This window comes from Pseudotamlana haliotis (assembly GCF_008806375.1).
In the GTDB taxonomy this organism is placed as follows: domain Bacteria; phylum Bacteroidota; class Bacteroidia; order Flavobacteriales; family Flavobacteriaceae; genus Pseudotamlana; species Pseudotamlana haliotis.
Genome location: NZ_WAAT01000025.1, coordinates 68,017 through 86,495, shown reverse-complemented (window position 1 = coordinate 86,495; position 18,479 = coordinate 68,017). Strand labels below are relative to the sequence as shown.

The following is an 18,479-nucleotide window of genomic DNA, read 5'->3' as shown; positions in this document are numbered from 1 at the left end:
ATGAAAAAGCAAGCACTAAATAATTTTTTTTAAAAAAAGTTTATTTAGTGCTTGTAAAAGTGAAAATAAGTTGTAAATTTGCACCCGCAATGGAAAACATTGTATGTTATTTGAAAGCATTGAGATAAAAAAAAGTAAAATTTAAGTTGCAGATTAGTAAATTAAGTTTATCTTTGCAAACTCAAAAAAACAAATGGCCCGTTCGTCTATCGGCTAGGACGCCAGGTTTTCATCCTGGTAAGAGGGGTTCGATTCCCCTACGGGCTACAATATTTTAATAAGAAAAGAAAATGGCAAATCATAAGTCAGCATTAAAAAGAATAAGAAGTAACGAAGCGAAGCGCTTAACTAACAAGTATAAGCACAAGACTACGCGTAATGCTATCAAAAAATTACGTGAGTTAACAGATAAGAAAGAAGCTGAGGCTTTATATCCTTCTGTAGTGTCTATGTTAGATAAATTAGCGAAGAAAAACGTTATTCATGCTAACAAAGCAGCTAACCTTAAATCTGGTTTAGCAAAACACGTTGCAGCACTTTAATAAGTAAGTTCGACTTAAGATTTTAAAATATTTAAAAGCTTCTCAGAAATGAGAAGCTTTTTTTATGCACTTTAGTTAAGTATATTTCATACCAAAGTCGGTGTAAAAAAAGCATATAAAAGTAAGTATGTTTTGTTTTAATACTATAAATTTGCATCTGTAAAAAGTTAATAACTCACATAATATTACCTCTTTGGAAAATACAAAAGCAATCAAATTAATTGATAAGATTCTAGAAGACCTTGATAACACTGGAATCAATACTGATACGTTAATAAGCGATATTAAAGCATTAAGAACCTATGCGATAGAAGAGGAGGCCCCTCTTGTTGTAAAAGTGCTAAGGTACGCTTACGAGCATATAGAAGAAAACGGTTCATTCTTTATTCCAATGCCAGAAGATGATGATGAGATTTTAGACGAAAATGGAGAAACTATTATTGACGCTGAAGAAACGGCAGCGGTTGTAGATCCTGTAGAAAGTCTTAAATATGTGATTTCTTTAACTAGAAACTTAAAGAATAAAACGAATATTGCTGACCTAAAAGCATACAAAGCGTTACTATTAGATTACTAATTTTAGAATCTAAGCGTTTTTCAAAATAATAAAAAAAGCCTTAACACTTGATGTTAGGGCTTTTTTATTATATCTAAATGAAAGTTTCTTGTTTATAAGTGTTGTTCCAATAACCAAGAGTAAACCGCTTCATTATTATAAGTTTCTGTCCAACTGTCGTGAGTGGCATGCGGATATATGGTGAGTTTTGTTTTCGGATTGAGTTTCTTTAAGATCTTATAAGCATCTTTAGTTTGTTCTACAGGAACCACAGCGTCTTTTTCTCCATGAAAAAACCATACGGGCAGGTTTTTAGCCCATTTTATATAAATCATAGGAATATCTGCAGCGCAAACCGAAAGCATCGCAGCATAAGTGTCTGGATGATTTACAGCCACACGCCATATGCCTTCACCACCACGGCTAAGCCCTGTTAAATAGATACGTTTTTTATCAATAGGTAAGGAGTCGGCTAACTTCATCACCATTTGGTGAATTTGTCTGCCGTTCCATAAGCCTTTTTTATTCGGATTTAAAGGTGCAAATACATAAAAAGGAAAATCTTTGCCTTCAGCTATTCGTTTTGGAATGCCATGTATTTTTACAATATTAAGATCGGTATCACTGTTTGCACCTCCATGTAATGAAACCACTAATGGGTACTGTTCTTGCTTCTTATTTGGTGTGTATAAGAGGTATTGGTAAATTTCTTGGGTGTTAGCTTCCGTTGTATAAGGCTGAAGTTGCGCAAAGCTTTTTCCTGTAAAAAATATAATTAATAATAAGAACAACGATTTATAATTCATGAATTGTAAGGTTTGTAGAACTTTTGTATTACGAGTTTTCAAATTACTAATTTTAACTTGAATTTCATGCTTTTTTAAGAAGTTACTAATCACTTATTGATACAAAAAAAGCCTCAACAAAATATGTTAAGGCTTTTAAATAGTATGTTTAAGTTCTTATCCGTTCATAGAAATTAAAAACTCTTCATTATTTTTTGTTTGTTTGAAGCGCTCATTGATGAATTCCATGGCTTCAACAGGATTCATGTCTGCAAGATACTTACGCATCACCCACATACGCTGTACGGTAGTGTCGTCTAATAAAATATCATCGCGACGTGTACTTGATGAGGTTAAATCAATAGCAGGGAAAATTCTACGGTTAGAAATTTTTCTATCTAACTGAAGCTCCATGTTACCGGTTCCTTTAAATTCTTCAAAAATCACCTCGTCCATTTTAGAGCCTGTTTCGGTCAGTGCTGTAGCAATAATGGTTAATGAACCACCATTTTCAATATTACGTGCTGCACCAAAGAAACGTTTTGGTTTGTGGAGTGCATTAGCATCAACACCACCACTTAATATTTTACCAGAGGCTGGTTGTACCGTATTGTAGGCACGGGCTAAACGTGTGATAGAATCTAATAGGATAACAACGTCATGGCCACATTCAACTAAACGTTTTGCCTTTTCAAGTACGATATTAGCAATTTTAACGTGCTCATGTGCTTCTTTGTCGAAAGTAGAAGCAATAACTTCACCACGTACATTACGTTGCATGTCTGTTACCTCTTCAGGACGCTCATCAATAAGTAAAATCATTTGGTAAACTTCAGGATGGTTGGCTGCAATAGCATTGGCAACATCCTTAAGTAACATGGTTTTACCTGTTTTTGGTTGTGATACAATCATACCACGTTGTCCTTTACCAATAGGTGCAAACAAATCCATGATTCGAGTTGAAATCGTACTTTGTTTTTCAGCGATATTAAATTTCTCTTGAGGAAATAATGGCGTTAAATGTTCAAAAGACACACGGTCTCTTACGACATTCGGACTCTGACCATTAATCTTACTTACTTTAATTAAAGGGAAATATTTTTCACCTTCTTTTGGTGGACGCACATGTCCTAAAACCGTATCGCCTGTTTTTAATCCAAATAATCTAATTTGAGATTGTGATACATAAATATCATCTGGTGATGATAAATAGTTGTAATCAGAAGAACGTAAAAATCCATAGCCATCTTGCATGATGTCTAAAACACCTTCACTTTCAATAATAGCATCAAATTCATAATCAGGCTCACGGTAACGGTTACGGTTGTCTTTGTTACCTTTTTCAACATTGCCGTTTTTTTGATTGCGTTGTTGGTTTTTGTTGCTGTTCTGGTTATTATTTTGATTATTCTGAGGTCTTGGGTTTGGCTTTTTAGGGCCGTCGTTTTGACTTTTTTGTTTTGGCGTGCTTTCCTTTTTAGGAGCTTCCTTTGGAGCTGGTACTTTTTTAGGGGCTTCAGCTTGAGAAGCTTCTGTTTTTGGTACTTCGGCTTTAGCCGGAGTATTAACAGTTTGATCTTCTGTTTTTGGAGTTGTATTTCTAGCAGGTTTTTGAACACGCTGTCTAGGTTTTCTTGGAGCAGGTTTTGTTGCTGCTTTTGTTTCCTTTTCTTCTGTTGCTCGAGCAGGTTCAGAGGATTCAGAGGGAGTTACCGCTGCTTTAACTGCTTTAGGATCTGCAGCTTGCTGGTCTAATATTTGATATACTAGATCTAATTTTTTTAATGAACGAAACTTAGGAACATTCAGTTTTTTTGCAATCTCCTGTAAATCAGCGAGTTTTTTTTCTTTTAATTGTGAAATTTCAAACATTGATGTTTAATTGAATATGTTGATTTGAACACTTACTTGAGTAATTCTGAAAAATATGAGTTTATTCTGAAGATTTAATCGCTTGTATTTGCGACTGTTGAGAATTATTACTGCAATTATACGACTTTATTTTATTTTTTTGCATTAATTCTTTTATTTTTGCGGTCTAGTTTTATAAAATCAAATGATACAACGCATTCAAACTATCTATCTATTGCTGGCAGCCATTGTTTCTGGTGGCCTAATTTTCATGTTTGAATTATACACAACTCCAGAAGGAGTGAAAGTATTTATTAATGATACGACATACGAGTATATCGCTTTTTTAACATCAGCATTGTTTTCAATTGTATCTATTCTACGTTACAAAAATAGGAAGTCACAATTTATGTTGGGACGACTTAACATCATATTAAACTTTTTTTTATTAGGATTTTTTGTGTATTTATCTCTAAATTTATCTGGAGAAACGGCGGTTTCTGAGAAAGGTATTGGGATGCTTCTCCCTATTGTTTCTATCGTGTTTTTGGCCCTAGCCAATAAGGCCATCAAGAAGGATGAAGATCTCGTGAAATCTGTAGATCGATTGCGTTAAACCTAACATCTTAGTAGTATTAGTGCGTAAACCCAAGGTGAAGATCTTGGGTTTTTTTATGTTTTATTTTGCGCTATAAGACATCGTTTAGCGTGACTTCATTTTTTAAAAGCATACCATACTTTCAACCCTTATCTCATTTTTTTATTTGCTTCGCAGAGCTTTACAATTTCATTGATTCTTTTTAATTGGGTGGCTTCACGTTTGGCACTATTCAAATAGGTGAGATATGATTTTTTATAACTTTTTGCAAAGTTATTGAAGTTTTCAAAAGCTTTTGGGTTTTGATTAAAAGCATCTTGTAAAGCATTTGGAACGATACCTTTTTCAATAGCATCCATAGCAGTCCACGTCCCCGATTTTTTAGCAATTTGAATGCTTTTATAGCCCGATTCTTGCATTAAGTTTGTCGCAATTAACTCATCAATATATTTTTTGTTTAGAGCGCTCCAGTTACTGTTTGCTTTTCTAGGTGAAAAATATTGTCGGCGTTTACCATCACCTAAACTTTGAACTTTAGAATCTATCCAGCCGAAACACAAAGCTACTTTTACAGCCTCTTCCCAGCGCATGGTTGGTCTATTTGTTTCAAGCTTATAAAAGATTAAGTAAACACTTTTTTCTTTATTATGATTTTTAAGAAGCCAGTCGTACCAATCGGTGTCGCGTTCAAAATGTAGTTCGATAGGATCTTCCATGGTTAGATCTTTTTTGAAGTTACATAAAAATCATTGTCTAGTTCAAAAGTTGAAATCTTATGTTCATTTTTTATAGTTTTCCATTGCGAATTCGGGTAAATCCATTGTTCTACATCGTTTATTTTTACTTGTATAGGCATGTCAAAGCTGGCAACCACATTTGACCAGCGGTATTTTAGAACATTATTTGACACTGTATATTCTAAACTAGGAATCTTAATAGTTCTTAAATATTGATTAAAGAAATCTGTTAAATCAATCCCTGAATTTTTACTGATATAATTCTCGATTTGAGCTGAGGTAACTGTTTGGTGATAGAATGTTTTGTTCATGCCTACGAGAATCTTACGCCATTTTTCATCATCCTCAATAAGCTGCCTTAAAGTATGGAGCATGTTAGCTCCTTTGTAGTACATATCCCCAGAGCCTTCATTGTTAACATTGTAGTGCCCAATCATGGGCTTGTCGTTTAAAATGGTTCGTCTGGTGCCTATAACATATTCAGAAGCCGCTTTTTTTCCGTAATAATAATCTAGAAATAAACTTTCAGAATAGGCTGTAAAACTCTCGTGAATCCACATGTCTGCAATGTCTTTGTTTGTGATGTTGTTGGCAAACCATTCGTGTCCAGACTCGTGAATAATAATAAAATCAAACTTTAGACCCCAACCAGTTCTTGACAAGTCACTGCCCAAATAACCTTGCTTATATTGATTACCATAAGTTACAGAGCTTTGATGCTCCATGCCCAAATAAGGTACTTCAACCAGTTTATAGCCATCTTCATAAAAAGGATAGGGGCCAAACCAATGTTCAAAGGCTTTCATCATTTTTGGAGCATCTTTAAAATGCGTTTTAGCCTTTTCAAGGTTGCCTCTTAAGACGTAGTAGTCCATGTCGAGTTTGCCTTTTATGCCATCATATACTTCATGAAAATGGATATAATCACCAATATTTACGTTTACGCCATAGTTGTTAATAGGGTTTTCAACAAACCAAGAGTAGGTTTTAGAATCTGCGTGTTTTTCAACACTTCTAAGTCTACCGTTTGAGACATCTACTAAATCTTTTGGCACGTTAACGCTTATGAGCATACTATCGACCTCATCATACATATGATCTTTACATGGCCACCAAACGCTAGCACCTAAACCTTGACACGACGTTGCTATAAAGTCATTTCCGTTTTTATCCTTTTTCCACGAGAATCCACCGTCCCATGGGGCGTTTTTTGCTTTTTTAGGCTGGCCTTCATAATAGACCTCAAGGTTTTGTACGCTTCCAATATCTTGATTGGTTTTTAAACGGATAAAATGTGCGTTTCCTTCATGTTTTACAGCCAATTCTTGGTTGTCTTGCACCACTTTCGTGATTTTTAAAGGCTGCTGTAAGTCTATTTGCAGGACTTTATTTTCCTCTAAAACTTTATATTGTATCGTGTTCTTTCCGGAAATGAACTGGGTGTCTGGCTTAACCTTGATATCTAAATGATAGTATGTTAAATCCCACCAAGAGCGTTCAGGCGTAATACTGCCTCTTAAAGTGTCCTGTCTAGAAAAGTTATGATTTTCTGAAAATAAACTTTGCGCTTCCGCGGAAATAATTGTAGTTAAAGTAAATAGTAACGCGAAGCAAAAACGGTAATGATACATTATGAGAATTTATAGGGAAACGGACGATTAAAAATAACGAAATAAAAACGCCTCGATCTTAATTACCGAAGCGTTTTTGTAAATTGAGTTAGTCACTAATTTAAAAATACTTATAATTTTTGCTAAAAGCAATATTTATTTTCCTCAATTACGCTTCCAGCAATGATGTTTCTTAATTCTATAATGTTTGGCATGTTAACATACTTGATGTAACGTTTTAAGCCCATAAGCATCATACGTTGTTCGTCGCCTGTAGAGAATGATATAATAGAATGTTTTCCTGCAGTTTCGATGACATCAATAGCATGGAATAAATTAAGCTGCGCCATGGCTATCTGTGCTTTTACTTTTTCTGCTCCGTTTTTCTTGGCCATTTTTTCGGCACGGAGAATGGCAGATTCTGCCATATAAATTTGAATTAAAATATCAGACGCTGCTAACATAAGTTGCTGTTGTTGTTCAATTTTTTCACCGTATTTTTCTAAAGTAGCACCGGCAACCATTAAAAATAATTTTTTCAAGTTTTTGATGATATTTTTTTCTTCTGAAAATAACTCAGAGTAATCTGGTGTATCAAAAGACGGAATACCCATTAATTCTTCTTTTACTGCCATAGCAGGTGTTAAAAGATCAACGTGACCTTTCATCGCCTTTTTAATGAGCATGCCAATAGATAACATGCGGTTAATTTCATTGGTGCCTTCATAAATTCTTGATATACGTGCATCACGCCAAGCTGATTCTATTGGTGTATCTTCTGAAAAACCCATACCACCAAAGATTTGAATGCCTTCATCGGTACATTTTTGAGCAAATTCAGAGACAGCAACTTTCAGAATAGAACATTCTATAGCATACTCTTCAACACCTTTTAATTCAGCTTCTTGCGGGGTGTCTTTTCCATTGTTTTTTCTTAGTTCAATGCGGTCTTCAATGTTTTTTGCGGCACGATAACTTGCGGCTTCGCCTACCCAACAGTTGGTAGCCATTTCGGCAATTTTCTGACGAATAGCCCCAAAACTAGAGATAGGTACTTTAAACTGAACGCGGTCGTTTGCATATTTCACTGATTCTGTGATAACACGACGTTGGGCATCTAAACAGGCTGCGGCTAATTTTATACGTCCTACGTTTAAGGCATTCATGGCGATTTTAAAACCATTCCCTCGTGTCGATAGCATGTTTTCAACAGGAACAACGGTGTCATTATAAAATACTTGACGTGTTGAAGAGGCACGTATACCAAGTTTGTGCTCTTCTTCACCTAGGGTAATGCCATTTGGGTTTTCAGGGTCGTATTCAACTATAAAACCAGTGATGTTTTTGTCATCTTCAATACGCGCAAATACAATCATTAAACTACAGAATCCAGCATTTGAAATCCACATTTTCTGTCCTGTAATTTTATAGGATTTGCCATCTTCGGAAAGTACGGCTTTTGTTTTTCCAGAGTTGGCATCACTACCCGCACTAGGTTCAGTCAAGCAATAAGCGCCAAACCATTCGCCTGAAGCGAGTTTTGGTACATATTTTTGTTTTTGTTCTTCGGTACCATATAAGGTGATTGGTAGGGTTCCAATACCTGTGTGGGCACCAAAAGCAGTACTAAAAGAACCTGTTGCTCCCGAAATATAGTCACAAACCAACATGGTATCGACAAATCCAAGTCCCATACCTCCATATTCTTCCGGTACTGCAATACTTAAAAAGCCAAGGTCTGCTGCTTTGCGCATACAGGATTCCGTTAAGGCATAGTCTTTTTGTTCAAATTGTGGTTTTTTAGGCCAAACTTCGCGATCTATAAATTCGGTAACAGCTTCTTTCATCATAAGCTGATCTTCATTAAAATCTTCAGGAGTGAAAATATCTTCGCAATCAATTTCTTTTACTAAGAATTGGCCGCCACGTAAAATGTCTTTTTCCATAATTTAGCCCCCTCTATCTCCCCAAGAGGGGGAGTATTGTTATGGGGTGTTTTTTAATTATACTTTAGTTTAAATGTCGTTGTTTTTATAATATTTCCTCCCTTTTGGGGAGGTTAGGAGGGGCTCCTATTTCAAAAACTCAAAAATACCGCAGGCCCCTTGACCGGTTCCAACGCACATGGTTACTGCGCCGTATTTACCTGTCATGTTTCGTTTTCGCATTTCATCAAATAATTGTACAGAGAGTTTGGCACCTGTACATCCTAGAGGATGACCTAAGGCAATAGCCCCACCGTTAACGTTAACGATATCTGGGTTTAGTTCAAGTTCTCTAATTACAGCAAGTGCTTGAGAAGCAAAAGCTTCGTTGAGCTCGATGAGTTCTAAATCTGACTGCTGTAATCCTGCTTGTTTTAAGGCTTTCGGAATCGCTTTTACAGGGCCTATGCCCATAATTCGGGGCTCTACACCTGCGGCAGCGTAGTTTACCAATCTTGCAATGGGTTCTAGGTTAAGTTCTTTTACCAAATCTTCACTCATAACCATTACAAAAGCAGCCCCATCACTCATTTGAGATGAATTTCCTGCAGTAACACTTCCGCCTTGAGCGAAAACAGCACGTAATTTTGACAAGGCTTCTAAACTGGTTCCTGCACGAGGCCCTTCATCTTTAGTAACTGTATATGATTTTGTGGCTTTTTTTCCGCTAGAATCAATATAGGTTTCGTTTACATCAATAGGAACAATTTGATCTTGAAAACGATCTTCAGCTTGAGCCTTCAGTGCTTTCATGTGTGAGTTATAAGCAAACTCATCTTGATCTTCTCGAGAAACCTTAAACTGATTGGCAACAGCCTCGGCGGTATTTCCCATACCCCAATAATAATCTTCATGACCAGCCTTTACAATATCATAGTTTAACTCAGGTTTATAGCCCGTCATTGGTACAGCACTCATGCTTTCAGCACCACCAGCTATAATACAATCTGCCATCCCTGCTTGAATTTTGGCTGTCGCAATACCAATAGTTTCAATTCCAGAAGAACAAAAACGGTTTACGGTAACCCCTGGAACTTCCACAGAGTTTAGTCCCATTAAGGAAATTAAACGTGCCATATTAAGTCCTTGAGAACCTTCAGGCATGGCGTTACCCACAATGACATCGTCAATACGATCTTTGTCTAATTGAGGTAATTCCTTCATCATATGCTGAATGGTTTCAGCAGCTAATTCATCGGTTCTTTTAAAACGAAAAACGCCTTTAGGAGCTTTTCCAACTGCGGTTCTATATGCTTTTACTATATATGCTTGTTTCATATTAGCCCCCTAGCCCCCGAAGGGGGAATACCTATTAGGGGTCAATAGGATTTTATTTGTTATTTTATTTGTAACTGTTCATGTTTATACATCTAAGTTTCCCGTTTACTTGTTTCCCCTTATGGGGGATAGGGGGCTATTAGTTTCTAAGTGGTTTTCCTGTTTTTAGCATGTGTTGAATGCGTTCTAAGGTTTTACGTTCTGTACATAAACTTAAAAAGGCTTCACGTTCTAGATCTAATAAATATTGTTCGGAAACTAAAGTAGGTTCAGATAAATCACCACCAGCCATTACATACGCTAGTTTGTTAGCAATTTTTTGATCATGTTCACTGATGAAATTAGCTGCTTCCATAGAGTCTGTGCCAACTAAAAACATGCCTAAAGCTTGTTTTCCGAGTACTTTGACGTCTTTACGTTTTACAGGCATGGTGTAACCGGCATCGGCTAAGATTCTAGCATGGGCTTTTGCTGTTGCAATTTGCCTGTCCTTATTGGTTACCACAATATCTTTTCCTTTTTGAAGAATGCCTAAATCGAAAGCTTCATGAGCTGAAGTGGCTACTTTGGCCATTCCAATAGTTAGGAAATATTCTTGTAAAATATTTAATTCAACATCACCCTTTCTAAAGGTGTCTGACGCGCGTAAGGCCATTTCTTTGGAGCCAGCACCACCAGGAATCACACCTACACCAAATTCTACTAAACCGATATAAGTTTCTGCAGCAGCAACTACTTTATCGGCGTGCATGGATAACTCACAAGCTCCACCTAAAGACATGCCGTGAGGTGCAGAAACTGTTGGGATTGATGAATAACGCATACGCATCATCGTGTCTTGAAAATATTTTATGGCTGCATTTAATTCATCGTATTCCTGTTCAACAGCCATCATGAATATCATGCCAATATTCGCACCAACGGAGAAGTTAGCCCCTTGGTTGCCTATAACGAGACCGTCAAAATCTTTTTCGGCTAAATCAACGGCTTTATTCAGTCCTGCTAAAACATCACCACCAATAGTGTTCATTTTAGATTGGAATTCACAGTTTAAAATGCCATCGCCTAAATCTTCAATCACTACGCCTGAGTTTTTAAAGACCTCATGTGACTTTCTAATATTGTCTAAGATGATAAAGGCATCTTGCCCTGGTACTTTTTGTTGGGCTTTAGAAGGAATATCATAAAAATAACTAGCACCTTTTTTAACATTATAAAAAGAAGTGTTTCCTGATACCACCATGTCGTTTACCCATGAGGCAGGTTCTAAGCCTTCAGCTTTTATAAGGTCTAAGCCTTTTTCAACACCAATGGCATCCCATATTTGGAAAGGACCGTGTTCCCATCCAAAACCAGCTTTCATGGCGTCATCAATTTTATATAAATCTTCTGAAATTTCAGGGATTCTATGTGAGACGTAAGCAAATAAGGCTGCAAATGTTTTTCGGTAGAATTCTCCGGCTTTATCCTTTCCAGAAACTAAAATTTTAAAACGGTCGATGACTTTTTCGATAGGCTTTGTAAGCTCTAGGGTAGCAAATTTAGCTCGTTTTTTTGAGCGGTATTCGAGCGTGTTGAGGTCTAAGGATAAAATCTCTTTTGAACCATCATTTGACACCTGTTTCTTATAAAAACCTTGGCCTGTCTTACTTCCTAGCCAATTTTTTTCCATCATAGTATTGATGAAATCAGGGCGTTTGAATAATGCTAATTGCTCATCATTTTTACAGTTTTCTTCTATACCATTGGCTACATGGACTAAAGTATCTAAACCAACAACATCTACGGTTCTAAAAGTGGCCGATTTAGGTCTACCAATCACAGGTCCTGTTAACTTATCAACGTCCTCAACGGTTAAGTCCATAGCTTTAACCGTATGAAACAAGCTCATGATGCTGAAAATTCCAATACGATTCCCTATAAAGGCTGGTGTGTCTTTTGCGACCACAGAAGTTTTTCCAAGGAATTGTTCCCCATAGCCATTTAAGAATTCTAAAACAGAAGCATCAGTTTTCGGGCCAGGGATAATTTCAAATAATCTTAAGTAGCGGGCAGGGTTGAAGAAGTGGGTGCCACAGAAATGTTTCTGAAAGTCTTCACTTCGGCCTTCACTCATGAATTTTATTGGAATCCCCGAGGTATTACTCGTAATAAGTGTACCTGGGGTTCTGTGTTTTTCAAGTTTTTCAAAGACTTGTTTTTTGATGTCTAACCTTTCAATAACCACTTCCATAATCCAATCGGCATCAGCGACTTTGGCGATGTCATTTTCAAGGTTTCCAGAGCTAATTCTATTGGCAAAACTTTTGTGGTAAAGTGGAGCCGGTTTAGATTTTATTGAAGCCGCTAAGGCCTCGTTTACTAAGCGATTTCTAACGGCTTTATCTTCTAAAGTTAAGCCCTTCGCTTTTTCTTTATCATTAAGTTCTCTAGGAATAATGTCTAGTAAAAGTACTTCTACGCCAATATTAGCAAAATGGCAGGCAATACCACTACCCATGATTCCAGAGCCAATAATGGCTATCTTTTTTATTCTTCTTTTGCTCATTTTAGTTTAGCTGTTGAATTATTTGTAGATTTTTTTGTTGCAAACCATATTATTAATGATTTCAGCAACTTCATAAAAGTGGTTTAGTTGTTCTTCTGAAACTTCTTTTTTTATGGCTTCGTTAAAAGTGAGTACCTTCTCTCTAGAAAAGTCTCTTTTTTCTAGGCCAAAATCGGTTAAGGTGATGATGACACCTCGACCATCATCAGGATTCGGTTTTCGGGCTATAAGCCCTTTGGTTTCCATGGATTTAAGAATACGGGATAGGCTTGTGGCTTCCATACCCATTTTGGGGCCTAATGATGTTGAAGGTGTTCCTTTTTCGGGGTCTATACTGAGTAAAGTAAACCCAGTTGCCATGGTGCTATCAATTTTCGCAGCTTCTTCATTATACATTTTTTGAACCGTTAACCAGGTTGTTCTTAATATATAATCAATGGTCTTATCTTTCATGTTATATTTGGATGGTTTTCCCAAATATAGAAAAATTTATTATGCGCGCATAATAAAAACAATAAAATTTAAAACAGCTTTTTAAATTTAGTAAACAGACTCGTTTTTAGTAGATTACGGTCTATATATTTGTTCAATTAGATCGTGATAGAGTGTTTTTATAACATCACGACGCATTTTCATAGTAGGAGTAAGATGTTGTGATTTTATAGACCACTCATCAGGGGTTAACCTAAAGACTTTGATTTGTTCCCATTTACCAAACTTATTATTGCATTTCGCAATTTCTTTTTGAATGCGTTCTTGTACGATTTCAGAATTGGCCATGGCCTCATTCGTTAATTCTACCTGATGGCCTTTTTTTTCAATCCATTCAGAAATAAATTCGAAATTTGGTTGAATTATTGCGGCAGGCATTTTTTCGCCTTCACCAATCACCATCACTTGTTCAATAAAACGAGACCGTTTCAAGTCGTTCTCCAGCAGGGTAGGGATCACATATTTTCCGCCAGAGGTTTTAAACATTTCCTTTTTCCGTCCAGTTATTTTTAAGAAACCATCTGGATCAATTTCACCTTTATCTCCTGTGTGAAAGTAGTCGCCGGTCATTACGCTTTCCGTTTTCTCTTGGTCTTTATAATACCCTAGCATGACATTTGGTCCTTTTATTAAAATTTCGCCGTCTTCAGCAATTTTAACTTCAACATTTTCTAGAGGTTGCCCAACCGTGCCTATTTTGAACATGTAATCGGCATATTTTCCAACTGATATTACTGGCGAAGTTTCTGTAAGTCCGTAACCCTCCATAATTTGCATACCAGCAGCACAAAATATTCTAGCTAATCGCGGTTGTAATGCGGCGCTACCAGAAACCATGGTAGTTAGCTCGCCACCTAAAGCATCACGCCATTTGCTGAAAATTAATTTATTAGCAATACTAAGTTTAAATTCGTACCAAGCTCCGTTTTGTCTATAAGGTTCCCAGATTTCACCTAAACTCACAGCCCAAAAGAATAAGGCTTTTTTGATTCCAGTAAGTTCAGTGCCTTTAGCAATGATTTTGTCGTATACCTTTTCTAATAGTCGCGGTACCACGCTCATTAAATTAGGTTTTATCTCTTTGGCATTATCGGCTATTTTATCAAGACCTTCAGCATAGTAAATAGAAGTTCCCGTGTGTTGATACACATAAATAAGTAAACGCTCAAAAATATGGCAAATGGGTAGAAAGCTTAATATTCTGGTATTTCCTTCAGATAAAGGCACTCTAGGCATGCTGGCTAAAACATTGCTTGTAATATTCCAATGTGAAAGCATGACCCCTTTAGGTTTTCCAGTAGTTCCAGAGGTATAAATGATTGTAGCTAAATCGTTAGGTTGTACAGCTGCTTTTCTAGCTTCGACCTCGTCCTGAGTTGAGGTGTCTGCACCAAGTTCTAGAAGTTCAGAATAATGCTTGCAGCCCTTAATATGGTTAAAAGAGTAAATGTCTTTCAGTGCGGTTTGGTCTTTAACTTGAAGCACTTTTTCTAAAACTTCTTCATCAGAAACAAAGCAGTAAATCGATTCGCTATGGTTAAGAATATAGGCATAATCTTCAGCTGAAATAGTTGGATAAACCGGAACATTTTGAGCGCCAATTTGTAAAACACCAATGTCTAAAATATTCCATTCTGTTCTGTTTGACGACGAGATAACTGCAATTTTATCATCCTTTTTAACACCTAGTTTTAGTAAAGCACGACTAATCGCATTGGCTTTATCAAGATATTCTTGAGTAGATGTTTTTACCCATTCGCCATGGTATTTGGTTACCAAAGCAGAATCAATGGGTTTGTTTTCAAGTTGGTAGTAAGGAAAATCAAATAATCTTGTAATCTCAGTCATCTTAACAGTTATAGAATAGTGTGGTGTACTGCAAAGTATGAAATTAAACAATATTTTCAAATAAGATTTACAAAGTTTAGACAAACTATTGTTAATTATTTCAGAAAATATGCCTTATAATATTATGAATATATCATCAATTCAAGTATTTGTTAAGTTGTTTTTGTGAATTCATTAATATTTTGTTTAAAATGATGACGAATTGTTCAGGTATTTAATTAAAGTTGTTTAATTCTGAAGTAAAAAGCTGTATTAATTAAAATATCATCGATAAAATATTTTAAAATCAAACGTTTTCGTGAAATTTCAAATGTAATTATTCGTGTAAACTGACAAATGTCATCTTATTACTATTAATGCGGTTCTATCTTTGTAATCATATTAAAGTAAAGAAATTATATTCAAAGTTTTAATAAAATCAACATGGAAGTAAAACAATTTAAAAACGGAATTTGGACTAAGGAAATTAATGTTAGAGATTTTGTATTTCAAAACATTACACCTTATCATGGAACTTACCAATTTTTAGTTGGACCTAGTGAAAAAACTAAAAATTTATGGGAAGTTTGTAAAGTTGCCACCAAAGAGGAACGCCAAAGAAACGGAGTTCGTGCTGTAGATACTGAAACTATTTCAACGGTTAGCGCTTTTGAAGCAGGTTATATTGATAAAAAAAATGAAGTTATCGTTGGTTTACAAACCGATGAATTGTTGAAACGTGCCATGAAACCTTTTGGAGGTTTTAAAGTGGTTCAAAAAGCGTTACAAGAACAAGGCGTAAAACCAAATGACAACTTAACAGAATTATTTTCTAAATACGTAAAAACCCATAATGATGGTGTTTTTGATGCTTATAATGCAGAAATTAGAAAATTCCGTTCTTTAGGATTTTTAACTGGATTGCCAGATAATTATGCTAGAGGTAGAATTATTGGTGATTACCGTCGTGTGGCTCTTTACGGAATCAACGCGTTAATTGAAGCTAAGAAAAAGGATTTAGAGAACATCAACGGACCAATGACAGAATCTGTGATTCGTTTACGTGAAGAAGTGTCTTCCCAAATTAAAGCCTTAAATGAAATTCTTGAATTAGGGGCAAAATACGATTTAGAATTAGGTCGTCCAGCTGAAAATGCTCAAGAAGCCGTGCAATGGACTTATATGGCCTATTTAGCCGCTGTAAAAGAACAAGATGGTGCTGCAATGTCTTTAGGTAATACCTCTACATTTTTAGATATTTATATAGAAAATGATCTTAAAGCAGGAATCATTACTGAAGAAGAAGCTCAAGAGTATATCGATCAATTCGTAATGAAATTACGTATGGTGCGCCACTTAAGAATGTCTGCTTACGATGAGATTTTCGCAGGAGACCCAACTTGGGTAACAGAGGCTATTGGTGGTATGTTTGAAGATGGAAGAACGAAAGTAACAAAAACGTCTTTCCGTTTCTTAAATACACTTTACAACCTAGGGCCATCACCAGAACCTAATATGACGATTTTATGGTCTCAAGAATTGCCTCAGAATTTCAAAGATTACTGTGCAAAAGTAGCTATTGATACTTCTTCAATTCAGTTTGAAAATGATAATTTGATGAGAGCAGAACGTGGTTCAGATGATTATGGTATTGCTTGTTGCGTATCCTACCAAAGTTTAGGTAAGTCAATTCAGTTCTTTGGAGCACGTACCAACTTAGCTAAAACATTATTGTTAGCTGTTAATGGTGGTCGTTGTGAAAATACGGGTAAAGTTATGGTTGAAGGTATTGAAGCTTGCGACTGTGAGTACTTAGATTTCGATAAAGTCATGGCTAATTTTAAAATTGCTATGAAAGAAGTTGCACGTGTGTACAATGATTCGATGAACATTATTCATTACATGCATGACAAATACTACTACGAAAAAGCTCAAATGGCTTTAATTGATACCAACCCAAGCATTAATATTGCTTATGGTATTGCTGGTTTATCTATTGTAGCCGATTCACTTTCAGCAATTAAATACGCTAAGGTAAAACCTGTTAGAAATGAAGAAGGTTTAACAGTAGATTTCAAAATTGAAGGAGAGTTTCCTAAGTATGGTAATGATGACGATCGTGTAGATACGTTAGCTGCAAATGCTGTAGCCGATTTTAACAACGAGCTGAAACAACTGCCAGTTTATAAAAATGCAGAACCAACAATGTCTGTATTAACAATTACATCAAACGTGTCTTACGGTAAGAAAACAGGAGCTACTCCAGATGGAAGAGCAAGTGGTGTGCCTTTTGCTCCTGGAGCAAACCCAATGCACGGACGTGATTGTAACGGGGCTATTGCTTCTTTAAACTCAGTGTCTAAAATCGATTATAAAGATTCGTTAGATGGTATTTCAAATACCTTCTCAATGGTTCCTAAATCATTAGGGTCTAATGAAGATGATAGAATTGACAACTTAGCAACGATTATTGATGGTTATTTCAGTAGAAATGCACAGCACTTGAATGTGAATGTGTTGGACAGAGAAATGTTAATGGATGCTATGGAGCACCCAGAGGAATATCCGCAATTAACCATTCGAGTTTCAGGTTATGCCGTTAACTTTGTGAGATTAACAAGAGAACAACAACTAGAGGTAATCACACGTTCTTTCCACGAATCCATGTAGAGTTTTTATTTATATTTTGAGGAAGCATCTGGAAATGAAGTATAAAAGCTGTATTTTTCAGATGCTTATTTTTTTAATCTAAATTAGAACGTTATCAAAAATCAAGACCACATATTAAATGTACATTCTGTAGAATCTTTTGGAACCCACGACGGACCTGGTATTCGCTTTGTTATTTTTTTACAAGGTTGCAAGTTGAAATGTTTGTATTGTCATAATCCAGATACTATTGATACCGTTGGTGGGAAACCATACGAAATTGAAGAATTAGTAGATATGGTTTTAAAAGTGAAACCTTATTTCGGAAAAAAAGGAGGTGTAACCGTTTCTGGTGGCGAACCTTTACTACAATCGAAAGCTTTGGTGCCTTTCTTTAAAAGATTAAAAGAAGAAGGTATTCATACCAATATTGATACTAACGGAAGAATTCTAAACAGTTTTACCAAATCACTTTTAGACGATTATGCCGATTTGGTGATGTTGGATATTAAACACATGACCGAAGCAGGTTATGAAGCCTTAACAGGGCAGCGAAATATGAAAACGGCGTTAACCTTTGCAAAACACCGCGAAGATTCGGAAAAAGCCATGTGGTTACGTTATGTGTTAATACCGGGAATAACAAACAAGCCAGAATTGCTTCATGCATTAGGTGAACATTTCAAAGATTACAAAACCATTGAAAAAATTGAACTTCAGCCGTACCATAAACTCGGTATCCATAAATGGGAAGCTTTAGGTTGGGATTATGAATTGAAAGATGCTCGAGAAAACACAAAAGAAGAATTGGATGCTGCGGTTGAGATTTTAAAGGGATACTTTAAAGAGGTTAAGGTGAATTAATTTTTTTATATAGAAGTTATAGTCAACTTAAAAAAAACGATTTGAAATTTTTCAAATCGTTTTTTTTGTTTGTTAAACATCATATAATCTAAAATAAATGCTTAGTTATTTTTATTTAGGTGTCTGTAATATAATTTAGGTATTTAATGTTTACTGA

The 18,479-nt window shown here is 35.9% G+C and carries 14 protein-coding genes and 1 tRNA gene; 6 read left to right on the top strand and 9 right to left on the bottom strand.

Annotation, left to right across the window (positions count from 1 at the left end):
• Positions 1–195 precede the first annotated feature (195 nt).
• The 3 genes from F6U93_RS03705 (at position 196) to F6U93_RS03695 (ending at position 1,119) form a co-directional block, all read left to right on the top strand.
• Positions 196–267, top strand: a tRNA-Glu gene (locus tag F6U93_RS03705).
• Between the two features lie 23 nt (positions 268–290).
• Entirely contained in the window at positions 291–542 is a 252-nt protein-coding gene (gene rpsT, locus F6U93_RS03700; RefSeq protein WP_150936963.1) for a 30S ribosomal protein S20, read from the top strand.
• A gap of 193 nt (positions 543–735) precedes the next feature.
• Complete coding sequence (locus F6U93_RS03695; protein ID WP_150936961.1) at positions 736–1,119, top strand: hypothetical protein; 384 nt, start codon at positions 736–738, stop codon at positions 1,117–1,119.
• Positions 1,120–1,211: 92 nt separating this feature from the next.
• Here the strand turns inward: F6U93_RS03695 and F6U93_RS03690 are convergent, their stop codons facing one another.
• Together F6U93_RS03690 and rho are read right to left on the bottom strand one after the other, a co-directional pair.
• The gene (locus tag F6U93_RS03690) at positions 1,212–1,904 is read right to left on the bottom strand and encodes a carboxylesterase family protein (RefSeq protein ID WP_150936959.1); all 693 of its coding nucleotides are present in this window, start codon (positions 1,902–1,904) and stop codon (positions 1,212–1,214) included.
• Positions 1,905–2,060: 156 nt separating this feature from the next.
• Positions 2,061–3,755 (bottom strand): transcription termination factor Rho, encoded by a 1,695-nt coding sequence (gene rho, locus F6U93_RS03685; RefSeq protein ID WP_150936957.1) that lies wholly within the window; start codon positions 3,753–3,755, stop codon positions 2,061–2,063.
• A gap of 184 nt (positions 3,756–3,939) precedes the next feature.
• Between rho and F6U93_RS03680 the strand changes: the two genes are divergently transcribed.
• The gene (locus F6U93_RS03680) at positions 3,940–4,350 is read left to right on the top strand and encodes a DUF4293 domain-containing protein (protein WP_150936955.1); all 411 of its coding nucleotides are present in this window, start codon (positions 3,940–3,942) and stop codon (positions 4,348–4,350) included.
• A gap of 131 nt (positions 4,351–4,481) precedes the next feature.
• Here F6U93_RS03680 and F6U93_RS03675 read toward each other — a convergent pair whose 3' ends face one another.
• From F6U93_RS03675 to F6U93_RS03645, 7 genes are all read right to left on the bottom strand, one after another.
• Entirely contained in the window at positions 4,482–5,048 is a 567-nt protein-coding gene (locus F6U93_RS03675; RefSeq protein ID WP_150936953.1) for a YdeI/OmpD-associated family protein, read from the bottom strand.
• 2 nt (positions 5,049–5,050) lie between these two features.
• Positions 5,051–6,700, bottom strand: a complete 1,650-nt coding sequence (locus F6U93_RS03670) for a M1 family metallopeptidase (RefSeq protein WP_150936951.1) — start codon at positions 6,698–6,700, stop codon at positions 5,051–5,053.
• Positions 6,701–6,822: 122 nt separating this feature from the next.
• Complete coding sequence (locus tag F6U93_RS03665; protein WP_150936949.1) at positions 6,823–8,625, bottom strand: acyl-CoA dehydrogenase family protein; 1,803 nt, start codon at positions 8,623–8,625, stop codon at positions 6,823–6,825.
• A gap of 126 nt (positions 8,626–8,751) precedes the next feature.
• Positions 8,752–9,942 carry an acetyl-CoA C-acyltransferase gene (locus F6U93_RS03660; protein ID WP_150936947.1) on the bottom strand — a complete coding sequence of 397 codons (1,191 nt, stop codon included), beginning with the start codon at positions 9,940–9,942 and terminating at the stop codon, positions 8,752–8,754.
• Positions 9,943–10,081: 139 nt separating this feature from the next.
• Complete coding sequence (locus F6U93_RS03655; protein ID WP_150936945.1) at positions 10,082–12,490, bottom strand: 3-hydroxyacyl-CoA dehydrogenase/enoyl-CoA hydratase family protein; 2,409 nt, start codon at positions 12,488–12,490, stop codon at positions 10,082–10,084.
• Between the two features lie 18 nt (positions 12,491–12,508).
• On the bottom strand, positions 12,509–12,943 hold the full coding sequence (locus F6U93_RS03650) for a MarR family winged helix-turn-helix transcriptional regulator (RefSeq protein WP_150936943.1): 435 nt from the start codon (positions 12,941–12,943) through the stop codon (positions 12,509–12,511).
• 114 nt (positions 12,944–13,057) lie between these two features.
• On the bottom strand, positions 13,058–14,830 hold the full coding sequence (locus tag F6U93_RS03645; protein ID WP_150936941.1) for an AMP-dependent synthetase/ligase: 1,773 nt from the start codon (positions 14,828–14,830) through the stop codon (positions 13,058–13,060).
• 423 nt (positions 14,831–15,253) lie between these two features.
• Here F6U93_RS03645 and pflB point away from each other — a divergent pair, with 423 nt between their 5' ends.
• Together pflB and pflA are read left to right on the top strand one after the other, a co-directional pair.
• Positions 15,254–17,479 carry a formate C-acetyltransferase gene (pflB, locus tag F6U93_RS03640; protein ID WP_150936939.1) on the top strand — a complete coding sequence of 742 codons (2,226 nt, stop codon included), beginning with the start codon at positions 15,254–15,256 and terminating at the stop codon, positions 17,477–17,479.
• A 93-nt stretch (positions 17,480–17,572) separates the two neighbouring features.
• Positions 17,573–18,322: a pyruvate formate-lyase-activating protein gene (gene pflA, locus F6U93_RS03635; RefSeq protein WP_225312548.1), complete on the top strand. Its 750-nt coding sequence runs from the start codon at positions 17,573–17,575 to the stop codon at positions 18,320–18,322.
• Positions 18,323–18,479 lie beyond the last annotated feature (157 nt).

Excerpts from the sequence above, each read along its gene's own strand:
- rho (WP_150936957.1), bottom strand. The coding sequence starts at position 3,755 with ATGTTTGAAATTTCACAATTAAAAGAAAAAAAACTCGCTGATTTACAG.
- F6U93_RS03665 (WP_150936949.1), bottom strand. The coding sequence starts at position 8,625 with ATGGAAAAAGACATTTTACGTGGCGGCCAATTCTTAGTAAAAGAAATT.
- F6U93_RS03660 (WP_150936947.1), bottom strand. The coding sequence starts at position 9,942 with ATGAAACAAGCATATATAGTAAAAGCATATAGAACCGCAGTTGGAAAA.
- F6U93_RS03655 (WP_150936945.1), bottom strand. The coding sequence starts at position 12,490 with ATGAGCAAAAGAAGAATAAAAAAGATAGCCATTATTGGCTCTGGAATC.
- F6U93_RS03690 (WP_150936959.1), bottom strand. The coding sequence starts at position 1,904 with ATGAATTATAAATCGTTGTTCTTATTATTAATTATATTTTTTACAGGA.
- F6U93_RS03680 (WP_150936955.1), top strand. The coding sequence starts at position 3,940 with ATGATACAACGCATTCAAACTATCTATCTATTGCTGGCAGCCATTGTT.
- F6U93_RS03670 (WP_150936951.1), bottom strand. The coding sequence starts at position 6,700 with ATGTATCATTACCGTTTTTGCTTCGCGTTACTATTTACTTTAACTACA.
- F6U93_RS03675 (WP_150936953.1), bottom strand. The coding sequence starts at position 5,048 with ATGGAAGATCCTATCGAACTACATTTTGAACGCGACACCGATTGGTAC.
- F6U93_RS03645 (WP_150936941.1), bottom strand. The coding sequence starts at position 14,830 with ATGACTGAGATTACAAGATTATTTGATTTTCCTTACTACCAACTTGAA.
- pflB (WP_150936939.1), top strand. The coding sequence starts at position 15,254 with ATGGAAGTAAAACAATTTAAAAACGGAATTTGGACTAAGGAAATTAAT.
- F6U93_RS03650 (WP_150936943.1), bottom strand. The coding sequence starts at position 12,943 with ATGAAAGATAAGACCATTGATTATATATTAAGAACAACCTGGTTAACG.
- rpsT (WP_150936963.1), top strand. The coding sequence starts at position 291 with ATGGCAAATCATAAGTCAGCATTAAAAAGAATAAGAAGTAACGAAGCG.